We start from the raw sequence: 22366 nt of genomic DNA on the forward strand, positions 1-22366 counted from the left end.
GGGGCGTGATGCTCAGTGCACTGTCCAGCGCGGGAGCGCGCTGAGCCAACTATACGGATCGATGGCCACGTCCCCCAGGCGGCGGCTCACCGCCGCCGAGTTGTCAGGCGAATAGAGAAAGATCGCGGGCGCGTCCGCATTGAGTGTGTCCATCGCCTCGCGGTAGAGGCGCGCTGCGGCTTCCGGCGCCCCCTCGCGGGTGGCCCGCGTGAAGATCGAATCGAATCGCGGGTTGGCATAGTGCCCGTAGTTGAGCGCGCCCCACCCCACCCGGGTCCACTGATCGGCCAAGCCGCGCGGACTCGGCTCGTCGAGCCAGGCGCCGATGTAGCTGTCGAACTTTCCCTGCCCCAAACGCTCCTGGAACACCGGAAAGTCCACCGCCGTCACCGTCAGCCGCGCGCCGACGGCGCGCCAGGCCTCCTGCAGCGCGATGGCGAGCTGCCGGCGCGAGGTGCTCGTGGCGGGCACCAGCACGTCAAAGGCGAGCGCGGCGCCGCCGCGGTGCCGGACGCCGTCGGAGCGCAGGCGCCAACCTGCGGCATCGAGCGCGCGCCGGGCCGCGGCGGTGTCGTACGGAATCGTCCGGATGCTGTCGCTCCAGATCCAGAGCAGGCGCGACATCGGACCCGGCGGTGCCACGGCGCGCGGCCCGAGCACCGCATGCGCCAGTGACGCCCGATCGATGGCCATCGCGAGCGCGCGCCGGGTCGCGCGATCGGTGAGCGCCAGCCGGGTTCTACCTCCGGCACCCGGCGCGGCGAGATTGAAGCCGAGGAAGCCATACGCGGCCGAGGGGTAGGAGACCACGCGAAAGGCCGTGTCGCGCTCCACGCGCGCCACGCCGGTGGGCGTCGCGGCCAACTCCATGAGATCGGCGGCGTGGCTCAGGATGAGGTTGAGCGTGGCTTCCGGATCGGGGGCAAAGCGCCAGACCAGCTCGCGGATGTTGGTCCGGGCCTCGTCGCGGGCGCCGAGCTTGAGATACTGGCCGCGCTTCCACTCGGTCACCCGATACGGGCCGCTGCCCACGAGATGCGCGAGTGCGGTGTCCGCCGCCCACTCCTTGCGCGGAATTTCCGCCCAGATGTGGGCCGGCATGATTCGGACGTGGTACGTCGCGTCGTAGAGCTGCTCGGGATACGCCTCGGTGAACGCGATCCGCACCGTGGCCGAATCCTCCGCGGTCACCGTCATGCGCCCCGCGATGTTCGGGCGCGCGGGCGAGTCGAGCACCGAGTCGGCGTACGCATCGAATGAAAACCGCACATCTTGGGCGGTAATCGGAGCGCCATCGGCCCAGCGCGCCGTCGGTGAGAGGTGGAAGCGCCACGTGCGCGCGTCGACCCGCTCCCAACCCTCGGCAAGGCGCGGGCGATACGCGGTGGAGTCGATGGTCGGCCGGCCGGGCTCGAGGTCGGCGAGTCGCTCGTAGACCATGTCGCCGATGTCGCGGGCCACCGTTTCGTCAGCGAGCGGGGGCAAAATGGTGACCGGCTCGCCCGTCGCCGCGACCACGACGGCCGCGCGACCGCGGTCCGCGCCATCGGCCCGTTCCCGGCAGCCGCTCGCCGCCACCGCCGCGCCCGCCGCCATACATATCGCCACCATCTCGCGCCACCCGTGCGGCATGACTCCCCCTGAGGCCGAGCGCGAGCGCGCGCTTATATAGCGCGCGCTTATATAATGAAAAGAACGGCACGGCCGCTGTAACGCGGCGTTACAGTCTGTATTATTGTGTGCGTGAGCCGGCAGCGCCGCGAGTCTGGCGCGTTCGGCTAAGCCAATCTACCTCAAGAGCTTACTGCGAGACAACCGGGCGGTCCCCGGTTTGCCATGGGCGGGTGCGGCAGTACTTCCACCTTCTCACGGAGCATGACCATGCAGACCTCTCGCTCGCTCGCGGCCGCCTTGCTCGCGGGCGCCCTCGTCCTCGCGGCGTGCAGCGGCGATACGACCGCGCCGGGCCCGCAGGGGCGGATGACCATGAGCCTGGCCTCTCGCGCGAGCGGCGCGCCGAGCGCGCGCCTCGCGTCTTTCGATATCACGTCGCCGACGCCGGGGACATTTTCCGATGGCACCAATACGCTGGTGCTGACCAGGGTCCAGGTTGTGCTTCGAAAGATCGAGCTCAAGCGTACCGGCGTGTCGGTGTGTGCCGACCTGCCCATGCCCGTCGAGATCAACACCGATGAGGGAAGCGGCGGGGGCAACGGGAGCGGCGAGGCCGAGCCTGGTGACGATCACGGCCACGACGGCGTGGAAGACGACTGCGAGGAAGCCGAGCTCGGCCCCATGCTGCTCGACGTGCCGGTCGCGACGGCGGGCGCCGAGCAGTCGATCTCGGTGCCGCTCGACGCGGGCACTTACGACAGGGTCGAGTTCCAGATTCACAAGCCCACCGGGTCGAACGACGCCGCGTTCCTTCAGACCGATCCCGGATTCGACGGCGTGAGCATCCACGTCGAGGGCACCTGGAATGGCGCGCCGTTCACGTTCAACAGCGCGATCACGGCCGTCGAAGAGCTGGAGCTCGAGCCCCCGGTGACGCTCGCCGCCAACGGCACTACCGACCTTACGGTGCTGGTGGACGTGAGCCAGTGGTTCTCCGACGGCGCCGGGGCGCTGATCGATCCGTCGTCGGCCAACGACGGCCAGCCCAACGAGAGCCGCGTGCAACAGAACATCCAGGCATCGTTCCATGCCTTCGAGGATGCGAACGAGGACGGGAGGGACGACCACGGGACCAACGGCTGATTCGATCTGGATCGCGCTCGTGCGCCTCTCCGAAAGCTTTCGGTCGGCCTTAACGGGACTGGCGGCCGAGATCGGGGTGGACTTGCTCGAGTGGGCGCCGGCAGGGGGCGATTCGCCTCCGGCCGGCGCCGCGCTGGTTCTCGTGCTCGCGGGCGGCGAGGAAGCTGCGGCGCTCGAGACCGTCGCCGAGCTGGCAGCCTCACCGGGCCCGGTATATCTGGTCGGCGGCGCGCCAGATCATCGCATCGCCGCATCGGCCTTGCAGCGCGGCGCGCGCGATTACTTCGCGCTGCCGGACGATCTCGACCTGCTGCGCCGCTCGCTCGAGCGCGAGCTGCGCGAGGCCCGGGGGCATCGCGATGCGGTGCGCTTTGCCGACGCCGAGCGGAGGGTCGCCGGCTTCGAGGCCATCCTGGGGCGGAGCCCGGCGCTGCACCGGACCCTCGCGCAGGCGGCGCGGGTGGCGCCGCACCCGGACGTGACCGTGTTGGTGGGCGGCGAGACGGGGACCGGCAAGGAGTTGCTGGCCCGGGCCATCCACTACAACAGCCCGCGCTCGGCGGCCCCGTTCGTCGAGATCAACTGCGCCGCGATTCCGGGGACGCTGCTCGAGAGCGAGCTCTTCGGGCACGAGAAGGGTGCGTTCACCGGGGCCATCGCCGCCAAGCCGGGGCTCTTCGAGATGGCGCACGGCGGCACGCTCTTTCTGGATGAGGTGGGCAACCTGCCCATCGAGCTGCAGCCCAAGCTGCTCCGCGCCCTCGAAGGCCGCGAGATCCGGCGGGTGGGTGGCCAGGCGGTGCGGACGGTGGACGTCCGCGTGATCGGTGCGACTCACGTGGATCTCGCGGCCGCGGTACGCAGGGGAGAGTTCCGCGAAGATCTCTTCTACCGGCTCAATGTCGTGGCACTGACGCTCCCGCCGCTGCGCGAGCGCGACGGCGACATCGAGCTCCTCGCGGAGACGTTCCTCGCGCGCCTTGCCACGAGCTACGGTCTGCCGGTGCCGCCACTCACGCCGGAGGGCCGCACGCTGCTCCGGATGCACCCCTGGCCCGGCAACGTGCGCGAGCTTCGCAACGCGATCGAGCGGGCGCTCGTGCTCTCGCCGCCGGGCACGCTGCGATCCGAAGAGTTGCAGCCGCCCTCCGCCGATCAGCGCCCCGGGCCGCGCGCGCCGGATGCGCTGCCGTTTCCGTCCGATCTCGCCGCCCTCGCGCGCGCGGCGGCGGCCCGGATGCTCGAGCTCACCGGCGGCAATAAGAGCGAGGCCGCGCGCCGGCTCGCGATTTCGCGCCCGCGGCTCCAGCGGCTGCTCGACGGCCTGAGCGACGACGCCTGACCCGAGACTTGGAGAGAATCACCAATGCGTTCGTTCCCGTTCCGATCGATTCGCCCTTTTTTCGCCAGCCTGCTCGCGGCCGCGGCCGTGGCGGCGTGCTCCGATTCGACGGCGCCGCCCACACCGCGCCCGCAGAACGAACTCCGGATCGTGACCCTCGCGCCGGACGCGCCGCCGCTGCTCGCCAACAGCGTCACGTTCAACGCCTGCAAGGGAACGAACGCCGAAGGACGGCTCTTCTTTGCCGGCATCGGCGGGACGGAGGGCGAGGAGTTCGCCCGGCTCAAGCTCGACAACGAAACGCTGCTCGCTCGGCCCGACGGAACTCCGATCGCCGACGGCGAGTGCGTCGCCGTCACGATGGGGCTCGCCGACCCGCTGTCAAAACAGCTGCTGCTCCAGCTCGAGCCGAGCGGGCTCAAGTTCGATCCGGCCCACCCGGCCGAGCTGCGGCTCGATTACGGCGAGGCCGATCTGGATTTGAACGACGATGGCAACGTCAATGCTTCGGATGCCCAGATCGAGCAGCAGCTCTCGATCTGGCGACAGGAGACGCCGGGCGATCCCTTCGTACAGTTGCCCACCACCCGCAGCGTGAGCGGGCGCACGGGCACGTCGCTGATCACCGGCTTCACCCGTTACGCGTACGCGTTCTGACACCGGAGCCCGCGCGTGCCCGACGGTTCCTCTCCCTCACCTGACCCGGCGCGCGAGCTTCGCGCGCTGATGGCCGAGGGTCGCTTTCAGGATGCGCTGGCCGCGTTCGAGCGCGCCGAGGATCCGGGCGTGCGCCGACGCCCCGAGCTGCTGCTGCTCGCCGCATCGGCGGCAACGCGGGTGGGCAACTGGCGGGCGGGGGCATCGCACGCCGAGGCGGCGCTCGACGGCTTCGAGGCGCGCGCCGACGCGGATGGCCAGATGCGCGCGCTCAACCTGCTCGGCATCCTGGCCCTGGAGCAGGGCCATCTGACCGGCGGCGTGCGCCAGCTCGATCGCGCACTGCACCTTGCACGGCAGCTCGGCGACAGCCTGATGACCGCCCGCGTCTCCAACAATCTCGCGAGCGCGGTGCACCAGCAGGGCAAGCTGGCGGCGGCGCTCAGTCTCTTCCGCGCATCGCTTCTGAGCTACCAGCGCCTGGGCGACCGCCGCGGCACCGCGGAGACCTACCACAACCTGGGCGTCGTGTTCCGGCAGCAGGAGGAGTGGTCGGAGGCGGAGGAGGCATCGTCGCAGGCGGTGCGCCACGCGGAGTTAGTGCAGGAGCGCGCGCTCGTCGCGCAGGCGATGATGGGGCGGGCCGAGATCCACCTTGACCGGCGCGAGCTGGCGGTGGCCCGGCGCGAGCTGGCGCGCGCCGCCCAGATCGCGGCGGAGGCGCACGACGAGATCGGGCTCGCCGAAGCCGCGCGCCTGCGTGCGCTCATGGCGCTCAACGAAGGCGATGCAGCGCTCGCCCTCAGCGAAGCGGAGGCGGCGCACGCGGCGGCGCTCGCCCACGGCAGCGCGCTGCAGCAGGCCGAGTGCGTGGCCGTCGCCGCGCGCGCGCTCAGGGCCGCGGGCCGCGGCCAGGAGGCGGAGGCGCGCCGCGTCGAAGCTGTCCGCCTCTTCGGCGTCCTCGGCGCCGTCAAGTGGCTGGCCGACTTTGCGGAGAAGTGGGAGGGGGACGCCTCGAGCGAGCGGTGACGACGCTGTAGATCGCGAGATTGAGCCCGACCACGAACATGCCGAGCGCCACCTGCACGCCGTGCGTGAGTCCCGCCGGATACAGCACCGGCAGGATGTAGTGACCCACGAAGTCTCCCGCGTACGCCGGCTGGCCGGACGCAAGCCGGAGCGAGTTCTCCAGCGGAGTGAGCGGACAGACGCGCCCGCTGAACTCGATCCATGCCCCCCAGGCGGCGGCTGGGAGGTGGGCCCACGCGACCCACCCCCACCGAAGCACCAGCAGCCCACCCAATACCACGAACAGCACGAACGCGACGTGAAACAGCACGACGAGATCGGCGATCACGACGCGGCCGCGTGCTCCTTCTGATTCTCCTCGGCGACTTTGGCCGCCACCTCCGGTGGCGCCTCGGCGTACCCGCGGAACGCCTGCCGATAGGTGCCGCGCCCGTGCGTGATCGAGTGCAGCGTGGTGGAGTATCGGTAGAGCTCCGCCTCGGGCAGGATCGCCCGCACCTTGGTGAGCCGCCCATCCTGCTCGGTGCCGAGGATCTGCCCGCGGCGTGAGCTCAGGTCGCCCATCACGTCGCCCAGCACGTCTTCCGGCGCCCACACCTCGACGTCGGAAAGCGGCTCGAGCAGCACGGGGCGCGCCTTCGGCGCCACCATCCGGAACGCGAGGATGCCGGCCATCTTGAACGACATCTCGTTGGAGTCGACGTCGTGGTACGATCCGTCGAAGCACTCGGCGGTGAAATCCACCAGCGGATAGCCGGCGATGACGCCGCGCTCGGCCGCTTCCTGGATGCCGCGGTCCACCGCCGGGATGTACTTGCTGGGAATGACGCCGCCCACGATGCTGTCGACGAACTCGTAACCCGAGCCGCGCGCCTGCGGCGCGAGCCGGATCCAGCAGTCGCCGTACTGCCCGCGGCCGCCGGTTTGCTTTTTGTGCTTGCCCTGGCCCTCCGCGCGCCCCTTGAGCGTTTCGCGGTAGGCCACCTTGGGCCGCACCAGGTCCGCGTGCACGCCGAACTTGCGCGCCAGCCGGCCGAGAATGGTCTCGAAGTGACGCTCGCCCATCCCGTGAATCAGCGTCTGGCCCAGCTCCGAGCTGTACTCGAAATGGAAGGTGGGGTCCTCCTCGTGCAGCTTGTGCAGACCCGCCGCGAGCTTGTCCTCCTCGCCGCGCTGCTTCACGATCACGGCCGACGTCGCCACCGCCGCGGGGAACGGGATCGGCGGGAGCCGCACCGGGTGATCGCGGCGGCAGAAGGTGTCGCCGGTATGCGTGTTCTTGAGTTTGGCGACCGATCCGATGTCGCCGGCCGAGAGCCGTTCCACCTCGATGCGCTCCTTGCCCTGCTGCACCGACAGGTGATTCAGCTTTTCCGACACCTCGTGCTCCGCATTCCAGACCTCGTCGCCGTTCTTGAGCTCGCCGGCGTAGAGCCGGAAGAAGCTCACGTCGCCCACGTGCGGCTCGGAGACGGTCTTGAACACGCGGCCCAGGAGCGGCGCGTCCTTGGGCGCGCCCTCGGGCAGCGGCGCCTCGAGCGGCGAGGGGAACAGCTCCACCATCTTCTTGAGCAGCGCGCGCACGCCGTAGGTCAGCTCGGCGCTCCCGCAGAAGAGCGGGACGATGGCGCCCTCGCGCATGCCGCGGTGCATTGCCTGGATCACCTCGTCGCGCGCGATCGGCTCGCCGCCCAGATAGCGCTCGATCAGCGTGTCGTCGGTCGAGGCGACCGTCTCCGTGAGCTGCTCGGTGTACTGGTCGAAGCGCGCCTGGTACTCCGGCGGCACCGGCACCACGTCGTACTCGCCCGTCTTGGTGCCGTGCTTGTAGAAGTGGCAGTGCCCGGAGAAGAGATTGATGATGCCGTGAAAGTCGTGCCCGTCGCCGATGGGAATCTCGACCGGGACGACCTTGGGCGTGAGGTGCGTCTTCACGTCCTGGAAGACGCGCTCGAAGTCGGCGTGCTCCTTGTCCATCGCGGAGACGAACAGGATGCGGGCCAGGTGCAGCTGATCGCACACCTCGTACGCCTTCTCGGTGCCGACCTCGACGCCGGCGGTGCCGTTCACGACCACGACCGCCGCATCCGCCGCGTGAAGGCCGGTGACCACTTCGCCGAAATAGTCGAGATAGCCCGGGGTGTCGATCAGGTTGATCTTCGTATCCAGCCACTCGGCGTACGCGAGACTCAGGCTGATGGAGTGCTGGCGTTCGATTTCGTCGGGGGAGTAGTCGGTGAGCGCGGTGCCGTCCTTGACCGAGCCGTGTCTGCGGCTCGCACCGGAGACGAAGGCCAGGGCATCCACCAGCGAGCTCTTGCCGCTGCCTCCATGGCCGACCAGCGCGACGTTCCTGATGGCGTTCGAGCCATAGACCTTCATGGCCGCCACCTCCTCGGGTATGGTGAATTTCCATTTTGCGGTGCGGGCCCGCCGATGTCAAATCAGGCGCAGCGTGATGGCGGTCACGTTGCCGGCGCCGCGCGGCGAGCACCTTGCTGTGACACGCGTGAGGGAGTCGTGCCATGGAATCAGCCGGCGATGCGGGTGCCTTGCTGCACCTGAGCGACACCGATCTTGCCCTGGAGAACCCGGTCTGGGACGTCCGGGGCCGTAAGGTCCTCGATGCGGACGGCGAGGAGATCGGCGAGGTGGACGATCTGTTGATCGACGCCGCCGAGCGGCGGGTGCGGTTTCTTCAAGTGTCGTCGGGTGGATTTCTTGGGCTGGGTGAGACCCGGTTCCTGATCCCGAGCGGAGCGGTGGACGAGGTAACGCCGGAGCACGTGCGGGTCGGACGGCACCGCGAGCACGTGGCCGCCGCACCGCGGTACGACCCGACGGTGGTGGACGAGCATTACCTGGCGGATCTCCACGGCTACTACCAGATGCCGCCCTACTGGGGGCCGGCGTATATGCGGGGGCCGTATTTCTAGGCGCGACATCGCGCCGGAGCCGCCCCGGACGCGGCGCTATCGATACCCCGCCGCCTGCAGCGAAAACAGCTCCGCGTAGAGGCCACCCTCCGCCACCAGCGCCTCGTGCGTCCCCTGCTCGACGATTTCCCCGTCCCGGAGCACCAGAATCCGGTCCGCCATGCGCACGGTCGAAAACCGGTGCGAGATGAGCACCGCCATCTTCCCCGCCGTGAGCTCCGAGAACCTGAGAAACACTTCGTATTCCGCCCGTGCATCGAGCGCCGCGGTGGGCTCGTCGAGAATGAGCAGTTGCGCTTCGCGCAGGTACGCCCGCGCAAGCGCCACCTTCTGCCATTCGCCCCCCGAGAGATCGACCCCGCCCTCGAACCGCCGCCCCAGCATCTGGTCGTAGCGATCGGCCAGGCGCCGCGCCACCGAGTCGGCGAGGCTACGCTCGGCCGCGCCTTCGATCGCGGGCTCGTCCTCGCGGCGTTCTATGTTGCCGACCGCGATGTTCTCCCGCAGGATGAGATCGTAGCGCACGAAGTCCTGAAAGATCACTCCGACGTTGCGCCGGAGGCTGTCCACGTCGTACTCCCGCAGGTCCACGCCGTCGAGCAGGATACGCCCTTCGGTCGGGTCGTAGAGCCGGGCGAGGAGCTTCACCAGCGTGGTCTTGCCGGCGCCGTTCTCCCCCACCAGCGCGAGCCGCTCGCCCGGGGCCAGCGAAAAGTCGAGCCCGCGCACCGCCCAGTGCTCGGAGCCCGGATAGGCAAAACCCACCCGCTCGAAGACGAAGCCCTGCCGGATCGGCACCGGGACCTTGCGCGCTCCCGGATTCGCACGGATGCGGGGCTCGACCGCGAAGAAGCTGAACAGGTCGTCGAGGTAAAGGCTCTGCTCGTACACCTGCGAGAGCGAGAGCAGCACGCGTTGAATGAGATCTCGGCTCTGGCGGAACGAGCCGGCGAGAAAGGTGAGCACGCCGATGGTGAAGAGCCCGGCGGGTCCGCGATGGCCGATCACGGTGAGATAGATGATGACGACATATGCCGCGTAGTAGCCGAGCGTACCGACCACCGCGAGCGCGGACGACACGACGCTCCGGCGCACGGCGAGCGCCTTGTTCGCATCGTAGAACTCCTGGCTCAGCCGGTCGTAGCGCCCCACGAGAAAATCCGAGAGCCCGAAGAGCTTCACCTCCTTGGCCGAGATGTCGCTCGCGCCGACGTAGCGGAGGTAGTCGAGCTGGCGCCGCTCCGGCGTCCACGAATAGAGGAGCGAGTAGCCAAGCGAGGCAAAGTGGGTTTCGCCGAGGAGCGACGGCAGCACCGCGAGCACGAGCAGCACGAGCAGCCACGGCACGTAGGCCACGAGCGCCGCGGCGAGTGAGAACAGCGTGATTGCGTCCTGCAGCGAGCTCAGCAGCAGCGTGAAGAGCCCGATGCGCCCCACCGTCTGCCGCCGTGCGCGCTCCAGCCGGTCGTACAGCTCGGCGTCCTCGAACTGCTCCAGGTCGAGTATCGCGGCGTGGCGCATCAAATCCACGCTCGTGCGGTTGGCGAAGAGGTCGCCGAGCAGGCTCTCGAGCAGCGCGGAGAGGCGGCTCAGCCCTTCGCCCGTCACCGCGATGGCGAACTCGGTCCCGAGCAGCATGCCAAGCCGGCGCCAGTCGGCGTGGCCCCCGTTCCGGGTCACCGCGTCCACCACCTCGTCCACGATGAGCTTCCCGATCCAGAGCACGCCGAGCGGCACCGCCGCGCGCACGATCCGGAGCACGAGGATGCCGGCGACGTAGCGCGGCTCGGTGTGCCACACGAGGCGCAGCAGGCGCGGGAGGTGCCGCATGGCGCGCAGGCGTTCGCGCCAGGTGGGGGGCGCGGCGGCCGGCTTACGCGGACCGTGATTCCGGCGTACGATCGGGGGCACCGCGGGGAAGGTCATGGCGGAATTTAGGCGCACGGGCGGACAGGCGGACGGACGGACAGATGGACAGGAGCTCCGAGTACCACCGATGTTTCTGACGGCCTGTCCCGCCGTCCGCCTGTCCGCCTGAGAGGAGCTCTCGATGATCAACGCGTTCTGGCCGACCCTGTGGCACAACCTGGTCCACTTCGGCGCGCCGAGCACGCCGGTCTCGCTAGTCGAGAAGGTGGTTCGGCCCGTGGTGGTGTACGTGGCGCTGGTGGTCTGGCTCAAGCGGTGGGGCAAGCGCATCCTCGCCCAGCTCAATCCGTTCGATTTCGTGCTGCTGCTCATGCTGTCGAACACGGTGCAGAACGCGATCATCGGCAACGACACCTCGCTCACCGGCGGGCTGCTGGGCGCGGCCGCGCTGCTCACCGTGAACTGGGTACTGGTGTGGTACTACTATCGCGGCCCGTCGATCGATCGGCTCTTTCGCGAGGACGGTGACATGTGCCTCATCGACGGCGGCCGGGTCGAGGAATCGGATCTGGCGCGCCTCCACATCAGCCGCGGCGAGCTCATCGCGAAGGCGCACGAGCGCGGCTTCGATGACCTGGATGAAATCGATCACGCGGTCCTCTATCCCAATGGCACCATCTATTTCCGCGGCCGCCGTCCCGACGAGGCCGAGCGCCGCCACCGCGAGCTGATGGAGGGGATCGAGCACATCCAGCGGGAGCTGGCGGGGAGGAGATAGGCGGCCCGCCGCCAGTCCGCCCGACTATCTTCCCGCATGCCCATCTGTCTCGTCACCGGTGCCACCGAAGGCATTGGTCGCGCCACCGCATTCGCCCTTGGTTACGGCGGCTGGCAGGTGGGCGTGTGCGCCCGCACGCGGGCCAAGATGGATGCACTCGTCGAGGAGCTGGGCGCCGCCGGCATCCGCGCGGCCGGACACGCGGGCGATGTGGCCTGCGAGGCCGATGCGCACGCGATCGTCTCCACCGTCACCACGGCACTCGGTTGCGTCGATGCGCTCATCAACAACGCCGGCGTCGCCATCGTCAAGCGGTTCGAGGAGTTGACGCTCGCCGACTGGGACGCCACGATGGCCACCAACCTGCGCGGGCTCTATCTCATGACGCGTGAGGTGCTGCCCGGCATGCGGGAGCGCCGCCACGGTGCCATCGTGAACGTGGCCAGCCTCGCGGGGCGCCATGGTTTCGTCGGCGGCTCGGCCTATGCCGCGTCCAAGCACGGCGTGCTCGGCTTCAGTCGGGCCCTCATGCTCGAGGTGCGGAAGGAGAACGTGCGCGTGATCGCCGTCTGCCCGGGCTCGGTCGACACCGCAATGATTCGCGGGCATCCCCTTCTCAAGTCCGACCCCAGCCGGATTCTCCAACCCGAGGACGTCGCCGCCACGATCGCCCACGCGCTGGCGCTCCCCGAGCGCGCGCTGGTGAGCGAGCTGGACATCCGGCCGACCAATCCATAGCTCCACTGCACGTGTCCATCACCGTCTCGAAGTGCATCTGCCGGGATATGCCGTTCGCGCGGCTGCTCCCGCTCGCGCGGCGCGCCGGGTGGGATCTCGAGGCGCTGATGCGGGAGACCGGCTGCGGCGCACAGTGCGGGCTCTGCCGCCCCTACCTGCGCCGCATGTTCGAGACCGGCGAAACCGCATTCCACGAACTACTGTGACCGCTTTACCTTGTATCTCCAGAATCGTTGCGCTGGCGCTCGGCGCCGGCCTGGCGGTGGCTGCCGCCGGCTGCAAGCCGGAGGATCCACGTCTTTCCCCCGGCGGCCTCTACGGCACCGAGCTGATCCCACCGCGGGTGAAGCCCGACTTCACTCTGACCGCTACCGACGGCATCCGATTTCCTTTTCGCGCCCGCACCGACGGCTATCTCACGCTGCTCTTTTTCGGCTACACCAACTGCCCCGACATCTGTCCGGTGCACATGGCCAATATCGCGGCCGTGATGAAGAAGCTCCCGGCGCGGGTGACCGAGCGCATGCGCGTCGTCTTCGTGACCACCGATCCCGCGCGCGACACGCCGGAGCACCTGCGCCGCTGGCTCGACGGGTTCGACCCCACGTTCATCGGGCTCACCGGCACCGACGACGATATCCGGCGCGCCGAGGATGCCGCGGGCGTGCCGCCGGCCGCGCGCGAGGTGCCGGGCGCCGACTCCGCGGATGCCGCGCCGGCGAGCACGGTCGCGGCCACCGGCACCGCCGGTACCGGTGACTCCGCCGAATACACCGTCGGGCATGCGGCGTACGTGATCGCTTACGCCCCTGACAATCGCGCGCACGCCATGTATCCCTTCGGCACCCGACAATCGGACTGGGCGCACGACCTGCCCAAGCTGGCCAACGTGACCGCATCCGCCTCATCGAGCGCCGCGTCTCCCGCCGGACCTCTGGTGGACGTGACCGGCGCGCGCGTGCTGGCCACCCCGGGCGCCGACGTCGCGGCCGGGTACTTCCGGGTACGGAACGCCGGCACCGTGCCGCTTACGCTCGTCTCGGTGTCGGCCGTCGGCGCGCGACAGGTCTCGTTGCACCAGGAGCGCCGCGCCGGCAACGTCATGCGCATGGTGCCCGCGGGGCCGTTCACGATCGAGCCGGGGAAATCGCTGGTGCTTTCACCGGGCGCGGCGCATCTCATGTTGAGTGGCCTCGCTCGGCCGCTCGCGCCGGGCGACACGGTGCAGCTCACGCTCACGTTCGAGGGGGCGGGCTCGCTCACCGTCGAGGCCCCGGTGCACCCATACGGAGAGGACGACTGACGCGATGAAGTGGTGGTGCTCGGCGAGTGCGACGCCATGGGAGTGGATCTGGCGACCCTACCCCGGCGTGTGGCTCCTCATCGCGGTCGTGCTCTGGCGCTACGTCCGGCTACGCCGGGCGGACGCGCGGGCCGGCGCGGCCGGCGGCGAACGCAATGCCGAGCCGGGCGCGGCCAACGGCTGGAACACTGTGGCGTTTGCGCTGGGTCTCGCGACGCTCTGGGCCGCGCTCGACTGGCCCCTGGGTCCGCTCGGCGCCGGATACCTGGTGAGCGTGCACACCGTGCAGTACCTGCTGCTCAACTTCGTCGCCGCGCCGCTGCTTCTACTCGGCGTGCCGCCCGCGTCGTGGCGCCGGCTTGCCCGGAGCGGCGCCATCGGCGCCGTGCTCCGATTCGCCGTGCGGCCTCTCGTGGCGCTCATCGGCTACGACGTCATCATCGTCGTCACCCACGTTCCGAGCCTGGTGGACGGGCTCATGGCTCAGCAATTGGGCAACATGGTGATCGACCTCGCCTGGCTCGCGTCGGGGCTTCTCCTCTGGTGGCCCGTCGTAGCACCCGACGACGTGAGCCGGCTCGCCCCGCTCCTCAAGATGGGCTACCTGTTCGCGACCACGATCATTCCGACCGCGCCGGCCGCGTTCCTCACCTTCTCGGACTATCCCGCGTACTCGATCTTCGAGCTGGCGCCAAGGGTCTATGGCATCGGCGCGCTGCAAGACCAGCAGACCGCGGGCATCCTGATGAAGCTCGCGGCCGACCCATTCATCTGGCTGGCGATGGGGATAGTGTTTTTCCGGTGGAGCGGCGAAGCGGAACGGGAGGAGGAGGCGCGCCGACTGGCCGTCAGCCGACCCGCTTCCACCCGGGTATGAACGGCGCCGGCAGCATCGCCGTCCGCCGCATCAGCTCGACGTAGGGTGCCACGAGATCGGCGACCTGCTGGGCGTGCGGCACATCCCCGCGGCCGATCGCGCCCCGTCCCCGCGCGGCGAGCACGAGGGCGCCGAGCACGCGCCCCGCCGCGCGCATGGGCACCATCACGACAGTTTCCGTGCTGCTCTCCGTCATGGCGTCCGCAAGGTCGCCCCTAAGTAGTTCTCCGAGTGGTGTTCCCGCAATCGGCACGAGCGGCAGGTCCGCGAGATGCCTCGTCTCCCCCGGCGGCACCATCACCACCCGATCTCCCTCGCTCAAGCGGATCGCGAACGCGAGTCCATCGCAGGGAAACATCGCCCGCACCTCCTCGGAGAGCCGCTGCGTCGCCTCCGCGAAGCGAGGTGTGGTCGCGAGCATGTCCGCGATGCGGGCGAGGTGCTCCGGCGCGCTTCGAAGCGCCCCGAGCTGCTTGCGCAGCGTGTAGAGCTGGGAGCTCAGCACGTACCCTTCGAGCCGAGGCGCCACCAGCCGCGCCACCTCGGAGAGAGCCACGAGATCCTCCGCCTGGTACAGCCCCGGAGCGGCGCCGCCGGCCAGGAGATGCGCTATTAGCCGCCCGCCCGACCACACGCGCACCACGAGCAGCGATCGGATCGTCTGCCCTTCGGGCAACTCCTCGGCGAGAAATCCCTCGGGCCACCGCGCGGCGCCATCGGACACCGCGGGACGGGGTACCGCGAGGTCGGCGACGACCGCCTGCCCTTCGGGGCCCGCCAGCACCGCCAAGTCGAGCGTCTCCCGCGGCACGATGAGCGACGGCTCCGCCCAGGGCGGCCCGCCTGCATGTGAGCCGAGCCGATACTGCTGCCCGGGCGCCGGGCCGGGGATCAACACCTCGAGCCGGTCGTGCAGCACGATGCGCTGCACCGCGCGCGAGAGCAGCGAAACGAAGTCCTTCGGCGAGCGCGCCTCGGTCCATCCCGCCGTCACGTCGCCCACCACCTCGTCCAGCAACGCGGGCTCAGCCTCCGCCTGTACGGCGCCCGGCGGCGTCCACTGAAACGCCGCGCGGCTCAAGGTCGGCGCGATCGCCTCGGCGAGCCGTCCCACGAGCGCATGTTCCGCGTCGCCGAAGCGCCCCGGCTGGAGCGCGGCCACGAGCAACAGCCCCACGTCGGCCGAGCTGAACGACACCGGCACGCACACGACCGAGGGATACGCGCGCCGCACGACATCGGCCAGCTCGTCGGCAGCAGCCTGCGTGAGCCGCGGCCGGGGCAGCGGGACGTCGAGATGATCCTGCGCCAGCGCCTCGGGACCCAGCAGCACCACGCCGCCGGACGCGGGGTAGAGCCAGAGGGCCAGAAGGTCGTGCGGGAGTTCCTGGGAGACCGAATCCGCGAGCGCCTCGTGCCAGGTCGCGAGCACGACCGGGTCGGCCACGGCTTCGCCGGGCCGGAGCAGCGGAATGAGTGGGATCGACTCGGCGGGTTGTGCGTCGCGGGGCATGTCTCGCGGTCGAGCAGGAGGCATGCCGAGGCGGAGCCGGCTCTAACCCACTGGCTGAAAGAGCTTTCGGACGAGGAGGGCGAATCGCGCCGTGCGGTTCGCGGGGTCTGCTGTGCGTACTGCCGGCATGTCAGGCCGGCTCGACCGGACCGGCCTGGGATCGCTCTTCCGATCTGTTGACATACCCCTACCCCCTATGCTAGACTCGGGACCGGTGAATGCTAACCCCAGCGATCGAGGCACACGATGACCAGTCTCACACTCCATCCCGAAGGCATGAGCTGCGGCCACTGTGTGGAGGCCGTCCGACGCACGCTTTCCGCGCTCCCCGGAGTCGAGGTCGATTCAGTCGACATCGGGCGCGCCAAGCTCCGCTACGACGAGTCGGTGATCCAGGAAGGTCGGATCGAGGTCGCACTCGCGGAAGCCGGTTATCCCCCGGCCGCAGAATGAGCGCACTCGGAGGACAGCATGACGACAGCAGAGCTCGTAGTCACCTTCGCCGGCCTCGCCGCCATTCTCTGGGTCAACTGGTATTTTCTCCTCGCAGGTGAAGCTGCTGCAGCGGGTTCCGCAGCCGGTCCGCAGCGCTTCCGGATCGAGGTGAACAACTCGTACTCGCCTTCGGCCATCCGGGTCCGCGCGGGCGAGCCGGTGCAGCTCGATTTCCATCGAACTGACCGATCCTCCTGCACCGAAGAAGTGGTGCTGCCCGAGTTCGGGATCCGGCGCTTTCTCCCCACCGGCCAGACCACGAGCGTCGAGTTCACCCCGCGCGCGCCCGGGAGCTACGGCTTCGAGTGCGGCATGGGGATGGTGCGAGGAAAGATCATCGCGGAGGAGGCGGAGAGCTGAGCATGGCGGAAACGTGCGAGATCCCCGTCGGCGGGATGACGTGCGCGGCGTGCAGCGCCCGGGTGCAGCGCACCCTCGAAAAGACGCCGGGCGTCGAGCGCGCGGCCGTCAACCTGATGACGGGCACGGCGCGGGTGGACTACGACCCCAGGGCGGTGTCGCCCGAGCGGTTGGTCGAGACGATTCGGGGCACCGGCTACGGCGCCGAGCTGCCCCGCCCCGAGGCGAGCATCGAGTCGCTCATGGAAGCGCAGGATGCGGAGCGCGCCGGGGAGACGGCCGACCTCAGACTCAAGTTCTGGGTCACGATCGCCATCGCCGTGCTGGCGGCCGGCATGGGCATGCCCCTCATGGAAAACCAGAGCGGGCCCTCGGCCGAGCTGGGCCGCTGGTTCCTCCTGGCGCTCACGCTGCCCGTGGTGTTCTGGAGCGGCCGGCACTTCTACACCCGTGCGTGGGCGGCGTTCCGGCACCACAGCGCGGACATGAACACGCTCATTGCGGTCGGGACCGGAGCCGCGTTCGTCTTCAGCGTCTTCATGACGGTGGGGGCGGAGTGGGTGCGCGCCCGCGGGCTCGTGCCTCACGTGTACTTCGAGGTCGTGATGTGGGTGGTGGCGCTCATTCTCCTGGGCAACCTGCTCGAGGCGCGCGCCAAGGGCCGCACCTCGGATGCGATCCGGCGGCTCATCGGACTCCGGCCCGATACCGCGCGGGTGGTGCGCGGCGGCGCCGAGCTGGAGGTGCCGCTGGCCGACGTGCGGGTTGGAGATGAGCTCCTGGTCCGGCCCGGCGAGCGGATCCCGACGGACGGCGTCGTGCTCGACGGCACCAGCACGGTGGATGAATCGATGCTCACCGGCGAGCCGCTGCCGGTGGCGAAGTCCGCCGGGAGCGAGGTCACCGGGGCCACGATCAACCGGAACGGGGCGCTCCGCATCCGCGCATCTCGCGTGGGCGCCGACACGGTGCTGTCGCGCATCATCCGCCTCGTGCGCGAGGCGCAGGGCTCCAAGGCCCCCATCCAGCGCCTCGCCGACCGGATCTCGGCGGTGTTCGTCCCCGTGGTGATCTCGATCGCGATTGCCACGTTCGTCATCTGGTTCGACTTGGGCCCGGCACCTCGGCACCTGCACGCGCTCGTTGCGGCGGTCACGGTGCTCATCATCGCCTGCCCATGCGCCATGGGGCTCGCGACACCGACCGCGGTGATGGTCTCCACCGGCCGAGGCGCCGAGCTCGGCGTGCTCATCCGCGGCGGCGAAGCGCTGCAGCGCACTGGGGACGTCGACCTGGTGGTGCTGGACAAGACCGGCACGATTACGGAAGGCGGGCCGGCGGTGACCCGAATCGAGCTGGACGACGAAGGGCTCCGGCTCGCGGCGTCGCTGGAGCAATTGAGCGAGCACCCGCTGGCTGAAGCAATCGTCGCCGCGGCGCGCAAACGCGGGCTCGCCCTGGAGGACCCGGAGCGGTTTGCGGCCGAGCCGGGGCGAGGGGTTGTGGGACGGGTTGCGGGGCACGATGTGGTGCTGGGCAACCGGTCGCTTGCGGAGGAGCACGCGAAGGCCGCGCGGTCGATCGAGGAGACGGCCGCGGAGCTGACCCCGCTCGACGTGCACGCCGCCGCGATGGCGGAGGATGGAGCGACACCGGTCTACGTCGCGGTGGATGGCCGGCTGGCGGGAGTCGTGGCGATCGCGGACCCGATCCGGCCCACGAGCCGCGATGCCGTGGCGCGGCTTCGCGGCATGGGGCTCGCCGTGGTCATGCTCACCGGCGACGACCGCCGCACTGCCGACGCCGTCGCCCGCCAGGTCGGTATCGACCGGGTCGTGGCCGAGGTGCTGCCGGACCGGAAGCTGGCGGAGGTGGAGCGGCTCCGCGCCAAAGGCAACGTCGTGGCGATGGTGGGCGACGGGCTCAACGACGCCCCGGCACTCGCGGGCGCGGACGTGGGCATCGCCATCGGCACGGGGACCGATGTCGCGATGGAGACCAGCGCCGTCACGCTCATGCGCGGCGATCTGGGCGGCGTGGCGGATGCGGTGGCGCTCTCGCGCCGGACTCTGCGGGTGATGAAGCAGAATCTTTTCTGGGCGTTCATCTACAACGTGATCGGCATTCCGATCGCGGCGGGCGTGCTATACCCGGCCTTCGGCGTACAGCTCACGCCGGCGTTCGCGGCCGCGGCGATGGCGGTGAGCAGCGTGAGTGTCGTGACCAACAGCCTGAGACTGAGGAGCTGAGCGATGTCGGACTCGACGATCCCGGCGTGTCCCTGCGCGGCGGACCTCCGCCCGGGCGATGGCACGCACGCCGTGGCACTCGATCCGGACGTGAAGCAGTCGGTGCTCACTCGGCTGCGCCGGATCGAGGGGCAGGTGCGTGGGCTCCAGCGGATGGTGGAGGAGGAGCGCTACTGCGCCGACGTGTTGACCCAGGTGTCGAGCGTGCAGGAGGCGCTCCGCGGCGCCGGCCGCGCGCTCCTGCACAATCACCTGCGCCACTGCGCGAGCACGGCCATCCGCTCGGGCGAGCCGGAACGCGCGGAGGCAATGTACGAGGAGTTGCTGGATCTGGTGTATCGGAACGCGCGGTAGGGCGGCTGCACGTGTAGACCGGCGGACAGCACAGCGCTGGCGCCGCTTCCGGTGCGTCTTGGATGGGGTCGAATAGCGGCGGAGCAGGCCGGCCCGGAAAGCTACAGGCCTGTGAGGTGAGACGCGAGGGCGTGGTCGAGCTCGAGCGCGACGGCCAGAGCCGTAGCACCTATCGCCAGATCGTGCAGATCTCTGCATAGAGCGGCGCCAAGCACTGGGCCGAGCAGACCTTCGAGCGTCTCGCGCGTGACCACGTATCCGTAGCGGCGCACGCGCGAGATCGCGACCCGAGAGGTCACGAGTTATCTGCAAGGTCTCTGACAATGAGTTGCAAGCGGACGGCCGGACGATCACGTCCCCGGCCTCACGCTGCAGAACTGGACGGCGGACTCGGCCTGAGCACCCGGCCGCTCGTCGCTTCCTCCTGCGCCCGCGCGCGCCGCATGTCCGATCCCACCGTACGCGCGGCGGCGAGCATCAGGATCCCGCCCACCACCGCCACCGCCGGCAGCAGGAACACCGCCCGCTCGATCCCGAATCGATCCGAGAGCGCGCCAATGAGCGGAAACGAAATCGTGTCGCCCGCGAGGTGAATGAACAGAAGATACGCCCCCACAACGGTCGCGCTGATCCGCGCCGGCACCACGTCGAAAATGACGGCGGTGATCGGCCCGTTGAACCACGTGAGGAAGAAGAACGCCGCGCAGAAGACCGGCACGAACACGTCGAGGTCGCGGATCCCGAGCAGCCAGAGTGCGAGCGGTCCGCCGATCAGCAAGCCTATCGACACGGTGAGCGCGCGGCCCCGGTCGGTGTATCGCCGCATCCAGTCGGCCAGCAGGCCGCCGGCGATCGAGCCCAGAATGCCCGCCGCGAGTCCGGGCACGCCCAGCAGGTCGGCAAAGGCGCCGGCCGTGAGCCCGAACACGCGCGCCACGAGCGAGGGTGCCCAGGCGAGCAGTCCGTTGAGCCCGAACGAGACCAGCGCGCCCGCGATGAACACGTAGACCAGCGTCGGCGTGCGGAGCACCGCCTGCGCGGCGCGCATGAGGTCGCCCAGCGGGCCGGGGCCGCCGGCCGCGGTGCCCAACATCGCCGGGACATATGATTCGCCCGATTGCACCGGCACGAGCTTGCCCGCGCGCGCCGCGGCCCGGCTCTGCTTCACCCACGAGCGGATGTTGAGCGCGAGCCCGATTCCCACTGCGGCGCCGAGTGCCGCGACGTCCGCCTTGGACGTGGCGCCGTAGACCCGATCGAGGACCACGGCGGCCACGGTGCCGATCGCAACGCCGACCGCGAGCGGGATGCACTGGCTGAGCACGGCCGACGCGCCGACGCCCAGGCTCCGCAGGTACTCGCGCAGCGGCATTGCGGCCGGAGGCCGCACCGGCTCCGCAAGCCGCGCCGCCAGCACCGCGCCGGCGAACCCCGGCAGCCCGACCGCCATCAGCGCGGCGCGCCAGCCATAGATCACCTCGAGATGGCCGCCGAGCCAATACGCCAGGCCGCCGCCAAGTGCAAGGCCCGCGGCCAGCACGCCCATGGCGAGCGCGCGGCCCTTGCCGGGGAAGTAGTCGGCCGCGAGTGAGGTAGCGGCTGTAAGAAAAGCGGCCCCGCCGATGCCCACCGCAGCGCGGCAAACGAAGAGCTGGCCGAATCCCTCCACCAACCCGCTCAGCACCGTCGCGGTGCTCCAGAGCGCCACGCCGCCTACCACCACCGCGCGGCGCGACCGGAGGTCGCTTACCACGCCGAACGGCAACACCGCTATCGAGAACACCAGCACGTACGCCGACGCGAGCCAGCCGAGTTGTGTATCGGTGAGCGCCAAGTCGCGCTTGATCGGCTCGAAGAGCGCGAAGAGGATGTTGCGGCTTACGTAATTGAGGATGTTGAGGACGGAGAGGAGCCCGAGCGCGTACCACCGGTACCAGGTCACGGGTGTTCCCCCGCTGCTGCCTCCGCATCCGCCATCGACTCGTCGGCGCGCCGGTCACGAAACGCGAGCGCCGCCCGATATTCCTCGATCAACCGCGCGAGCATCGCGTCCCGCCGGCCGTAGAGCCGTTTGAGCTGTCTCGGCTCGTGCCGGTTGAGCGCGTACGCGGTGAGAAGCGGGAGCGCGACCGAGTTGTCGACATAGACCACCACCGTGCCCGGAAGTTGATCGGGATCGATCTTCCCCCAGCTCACCGCCTCGGCCGGCGTGGCGCCGGAAAGTCCGCCCGTATCGGGGCGCGCATCGGTCATCTGCAGGAAGTAGTCGTGGCCCCGCTCGTCAATGCCGAGCACTTCCTGGATTTGCGGCTCAGTCTGGAGCATGAAGTTCTTGGGGCTGCCGCCACCTACGATGAGGCAGCCGCTCTTGCCGCCGCTCCGCTTGGCCTCGAGCACGATGGCCGCCGTCTCGTTCACGTCGGCGCTCACGTCGAACCGGAGCTTGCTGCCCGCCAGCGCCTGCTCGGCCACGTTCATGCCGATGGAGCTGTCGCCGGGGGAGCTGGTGTAGATCGGAACGCCCAGATCATGCGCGGCGGCGAGCACCGAGCGGCGCGCCGCGGCCACCGCGCGCTCGCGCTCCAGCAGGTAGCCGCCGAGCATCCAGTGATATTCGGCCGTGCCCATCGGACGCTGGAACTCCTCGCGCGCTGATACCTCGCGCACGAACTTGTCGGTCGAGAGCAGCACCGAGTAGTCGAAGAAGATGTCGTAGATCCGCACCACGCCGTGGTCGCGCAGCTCCACGTCGTCCGCGTGGGGCGTGCCGCGGTGCATCGCGAGGCCCAGCGCGAAGTGGGCGTCGTGATACAGATTGGCGCCAGTCGAGATGATCCAATCGACGAACCCCGCCTCCATGAGCGGCACCAGGCAGCTCATGCCGAGGCCGGCCGGCGTCATCGCGCCGGTGAGGCTCATGCCGACGGTGGCGTCCGGTGCCAGCATGCGCTCGACGAAGAGCTGGCAGCCCTCGCGCAGCCGCCCCGCGTTGTACGCGAGGAACGCGTTGTCGATGAGGTCGGCCGCCGTCTCGGTGCCCGTCACCGCGCGGGGCTCGATCCGCTGGCCGCGGAGGTACTGCGCGGATGGGCGGGTCACGATCGCATCC

At 69.7% G+C, this 22366-nt stretch carries 21 protein-coding genes; 14 read left to right on the forward strand and 7 right to left on the reverse strand.

Translation table 11 applies throughout. From position 1 onward, the window contains the following. Positions 1-12: 12 nt before the first annotated feature. The gene (locus VFW66_10700) at positions 13-1632 is read right to left on the reverse strand and encodes a peptide ABC transporter substrate-binding protein (protein HEX5387161.1); all 1620 of its coding nucleotides are present in this window, start codon (positions 1630-1632) and stop codon (positions 13-15) included. A 249-nt stretch (positions 1633-1881) separates the two neighbouring features. Between VFW66_10700 and VFW66_10705 the strand changes: the two genes are divergently transcribed. From VFW66_10705 to VFW66_10720, 4 genes are all read left to right on the forward strand, one after another. Further along, a complete protein-coding gene (locus tag VFW66_10705; GenBank protein ID HEX5387162.1) occupies positions 1882-2757 on the forward strand; it encodes a hypothetical protein in 876 nt (291 codons plus the stop codon). Positions 2758-2833: 76 nt separating this feature from the next. Further along, a complete protein-coding gene (locus tag VFW66_10710) occupies positions 2834-4099 on the forward strand; it encodes a sigma 54-interacting transcriptional regulator (protein HEX5387163.1) in 1266 nt (421 codons plus the stop codon). A gap of 24 nt (positions 4100-4123) precedes the next feature. Then, on the forward strand, positions 4124-4756 hold the full coding sequence (locus tag VFW66_10715) for a hypothetical protein (protein ID HEX5387164.1): 633 nt from the start codon (positions 4124-4126) through the stop codon (positions 4754-4756). Between the two features lie 15 nt (positions 4757-4771). Next, complete coding sequence (locus VFW66_10720) at positions 4772-5785, forward strand: tetratricopeptide repeat protein (protein ID HEX5387165.1); 1014 nt, start codon at positions 4772-4774, stop codon at positions 5783-5785. On the opposite strand, the gene VFW66_10725 is transcribed toward VFW66_10720, so the two are convergent. Next, a complete protein-coding gene (locus VFW66_10725; GenBank protein ID HEX5387166.1) occupies positions 5727-6113 on the reverse strand; it encodes a DUF2784 domain-containing protein in 387 nt (128 codons plus the stop codon). The two genes, VFW66_10720 and VFW66_10725, sit on opposite strands and share 59 nt — an antisense overlap. Continuing rightward, positions 6110-8167 (reverse strand): elongation factor G, encoded by a 2058-nt coding sequence (locus VFW66_10730; GenBank protein HEX5387167.1) that lies wholly within the window; start codon positions 8165-8167, stop codon positions 6110-6112. The genes VFW66_10725 and VFW66_10730 overlap by 4 nt, the downstream gene beginning before the upstream one ends. Positions 8168-8310: 143 nt before the next feature. Here VFW66_10730 and VFW66_10735 point away from each other — a divergent pair, with 143 nt between their 5' ends. Then, positions 8311-8721 (forward strand): PRC-barrel domain-containing protein, encoded by a 411-nt coding sequence (locus VFW66_10735; protein ID HEX5387168.1) that lies wholly within the window; start codon positions 8311-8313, stop codon positions 8719-8721. Positions 8722-8757: 36 nt separating this feature from the next. Here VFW66_10735 and VFW66_10740 read toward each other — a convergent pair whose 3' ends face one another. Then, a complete protein-coding gene (locus VFW66_10740; protein HEX5387169.1) occupies positions 8758-10647 on the reverse strand; it encodes an ABC transporter ATP-binding protein in 1890 nt (629 codons plus the stop codon). A gap of 124 nt (positions 10648-10771) precedes the next feature. Here VFW66_10740 and VFW66_10745 point away from each other — a divergent pair, with 124 nt between their 5' ends. From VFW66_10745 to VFW66_10765, 5 genes are read left to right on the forward strand one after another with little or no spacing between them, the layout of a single operon-like run. Next, on the forward strand, positions 10772-11368 hold the full coding sequence (locus VFW66_10745; protein HEX5387170.1) for a YetF domain-containing protein: 597 nt from the start codon (positions 10772-10774) through the stop codon (positions 11366-11368). A 36-nt stretch (positions 11369-11404) separates the two neighbouring features. Further along, positions 11405-12106 (forward strand): SDR family NAD(P)-dependent oxidoreductase, encoded by a 702-nt coding sequence (locus tag VFW66_10750; protein ID HEX5387171.1) that lies wholly within the window; start codon positions 11405-11407, stop codon positions 12104-12106. A gap of 11 nt (positions 12107-12117) precedes the next feature. Then, positions 12118-12312: a hypothetical protein gene (locus VFW66_10755; protein HEX5387172.1), complete on the forward strand. Its 195-nt coding sequence runs from the start codon at positions 12118-12120 to the stop codon at positions 12310-12312. Positions 12313-12368: 56 nt separating this feature from the next. Then, positions 12369-13409 (forward strand): copper chaperone PCu(A)C, encoded by a 1041-nt coding sequence (locus tag VFW66_10760; GenBank protein HEX5387173.1) that lies wholly within the window; start codon positions 12369-12371, stop codon positions 13407-13409. Between the two features lie 4 nt (positions 13410-13413). After that, the gene (locus VFW66_10765; GenBank protein HEX5387174.1) at positions 13414-14286 is read left to right on the forward strand and encodes a cytochrome c oxidase assembly protein; all 873 of its coding nucleotides are present in this window, start codon (positions 13414-13416) and stop codon (positions 14284-14286) included. Here VFW66_10765 and VFW66_10770 read toward each other — a convergent pair. Beyond that, entirely contained in the window at positions 14258-15799 is a 1542-nt protein-coding gene (locus VFW66_10770; GenBank protein HEX5387175.1) for a hypothetical protein, read from the reverse strand. The genes VFW66_10765 and VFW66_10770 overlap by 29 nt on opposite strands. A 246-nt stretch (positions 15800-16045) precedes the next feature. Between VFW66_10770 and VFW66_10775 the strand changes: the two genes are divergently transcribed. From VFW66_10775 to VFW66_10790, 4 genes are read left to right on the forward strand one after another with little or no spacing between them, the layout of a single operon-like run. Further along, a complete protein-coding gene (locus VFW66_10775; GenBank protein ID HEX5387176.1) occupies positions 16046-16252 on the forward strand; it encodes a cation transporter in 207 nt (68 codons plus the stop codon). Between the two features lie 18 nt (positions 16253-16270). Continuing rightward, entirely contained in the window at positions 16271-16654 is a 384-nt protein-coding gene (locus VFW66_10780) for a cupredoxin domain-containing protein (GenBank protein ID HEX5387177.1), read from the forward strand. A 2-nt stretch (positions 16655-16656) separates the two neighbouring features. Further along, entirely contained in the window at positions 16657-18903 is a 2247-nt protein-coding gene (locus VFW66_10785) for a heavy metal translocating P-type ATPase (GenBank protein HEX5387178.1), read from the forward strand. 3 nt (positions 18904-18906) lie between these two features. Continuing rightward, positions 18907-19257 carry a metal-sensitive transcriptional regulator gene (locus VFW66_10790; protein ID HEX5387179.1) on the forward strand — a complete coding sequence of 117 codons (351 nt, stop codon included), beginning with the start codon at positions 18907-18909 and terminating at the stop codon, positions 19255-19257. Positions 19258-19621: 364 nt separating this feature from the next. Here VFW66_10790 and VFW66_10795 read toward each other — a convergent pair whose 3' ends face one another. Beyond that, positions 19622-21199 (reverse strand): MFS transporter, encoded by a 1578-nt coding sequence (locus VFW66_10795; protein ID HEX5387180.1) that lies wholly within the window; start codon positions 21197-21199, stop codon positions 19622-19624. After that, a complete protein-coding gene (gene speY / locus VFW66_10800; GenBank protein ID HEX5387181.1) occupies positions 21196-22356 on the reverse strand; it encodes a deoxyhypusine synthase in 1161 nt (386 codons plus the stop codon). Before speY ends, VFW66_10795 begins: the two co-directional genes overlap by 4 nt. Positions 22357-22366: the final 10 nt, after the last annotated feature.

The sequence above is a fragment of the Gemmatimonadales bacterium genome (genome assembly GCA_036279355.1).
Classification (GTDB): Bacteria; Gemmatimonadota; Gemmatimonadetes; order Gemmatimonadales; family GWC2-71-9; genus DASQPE01.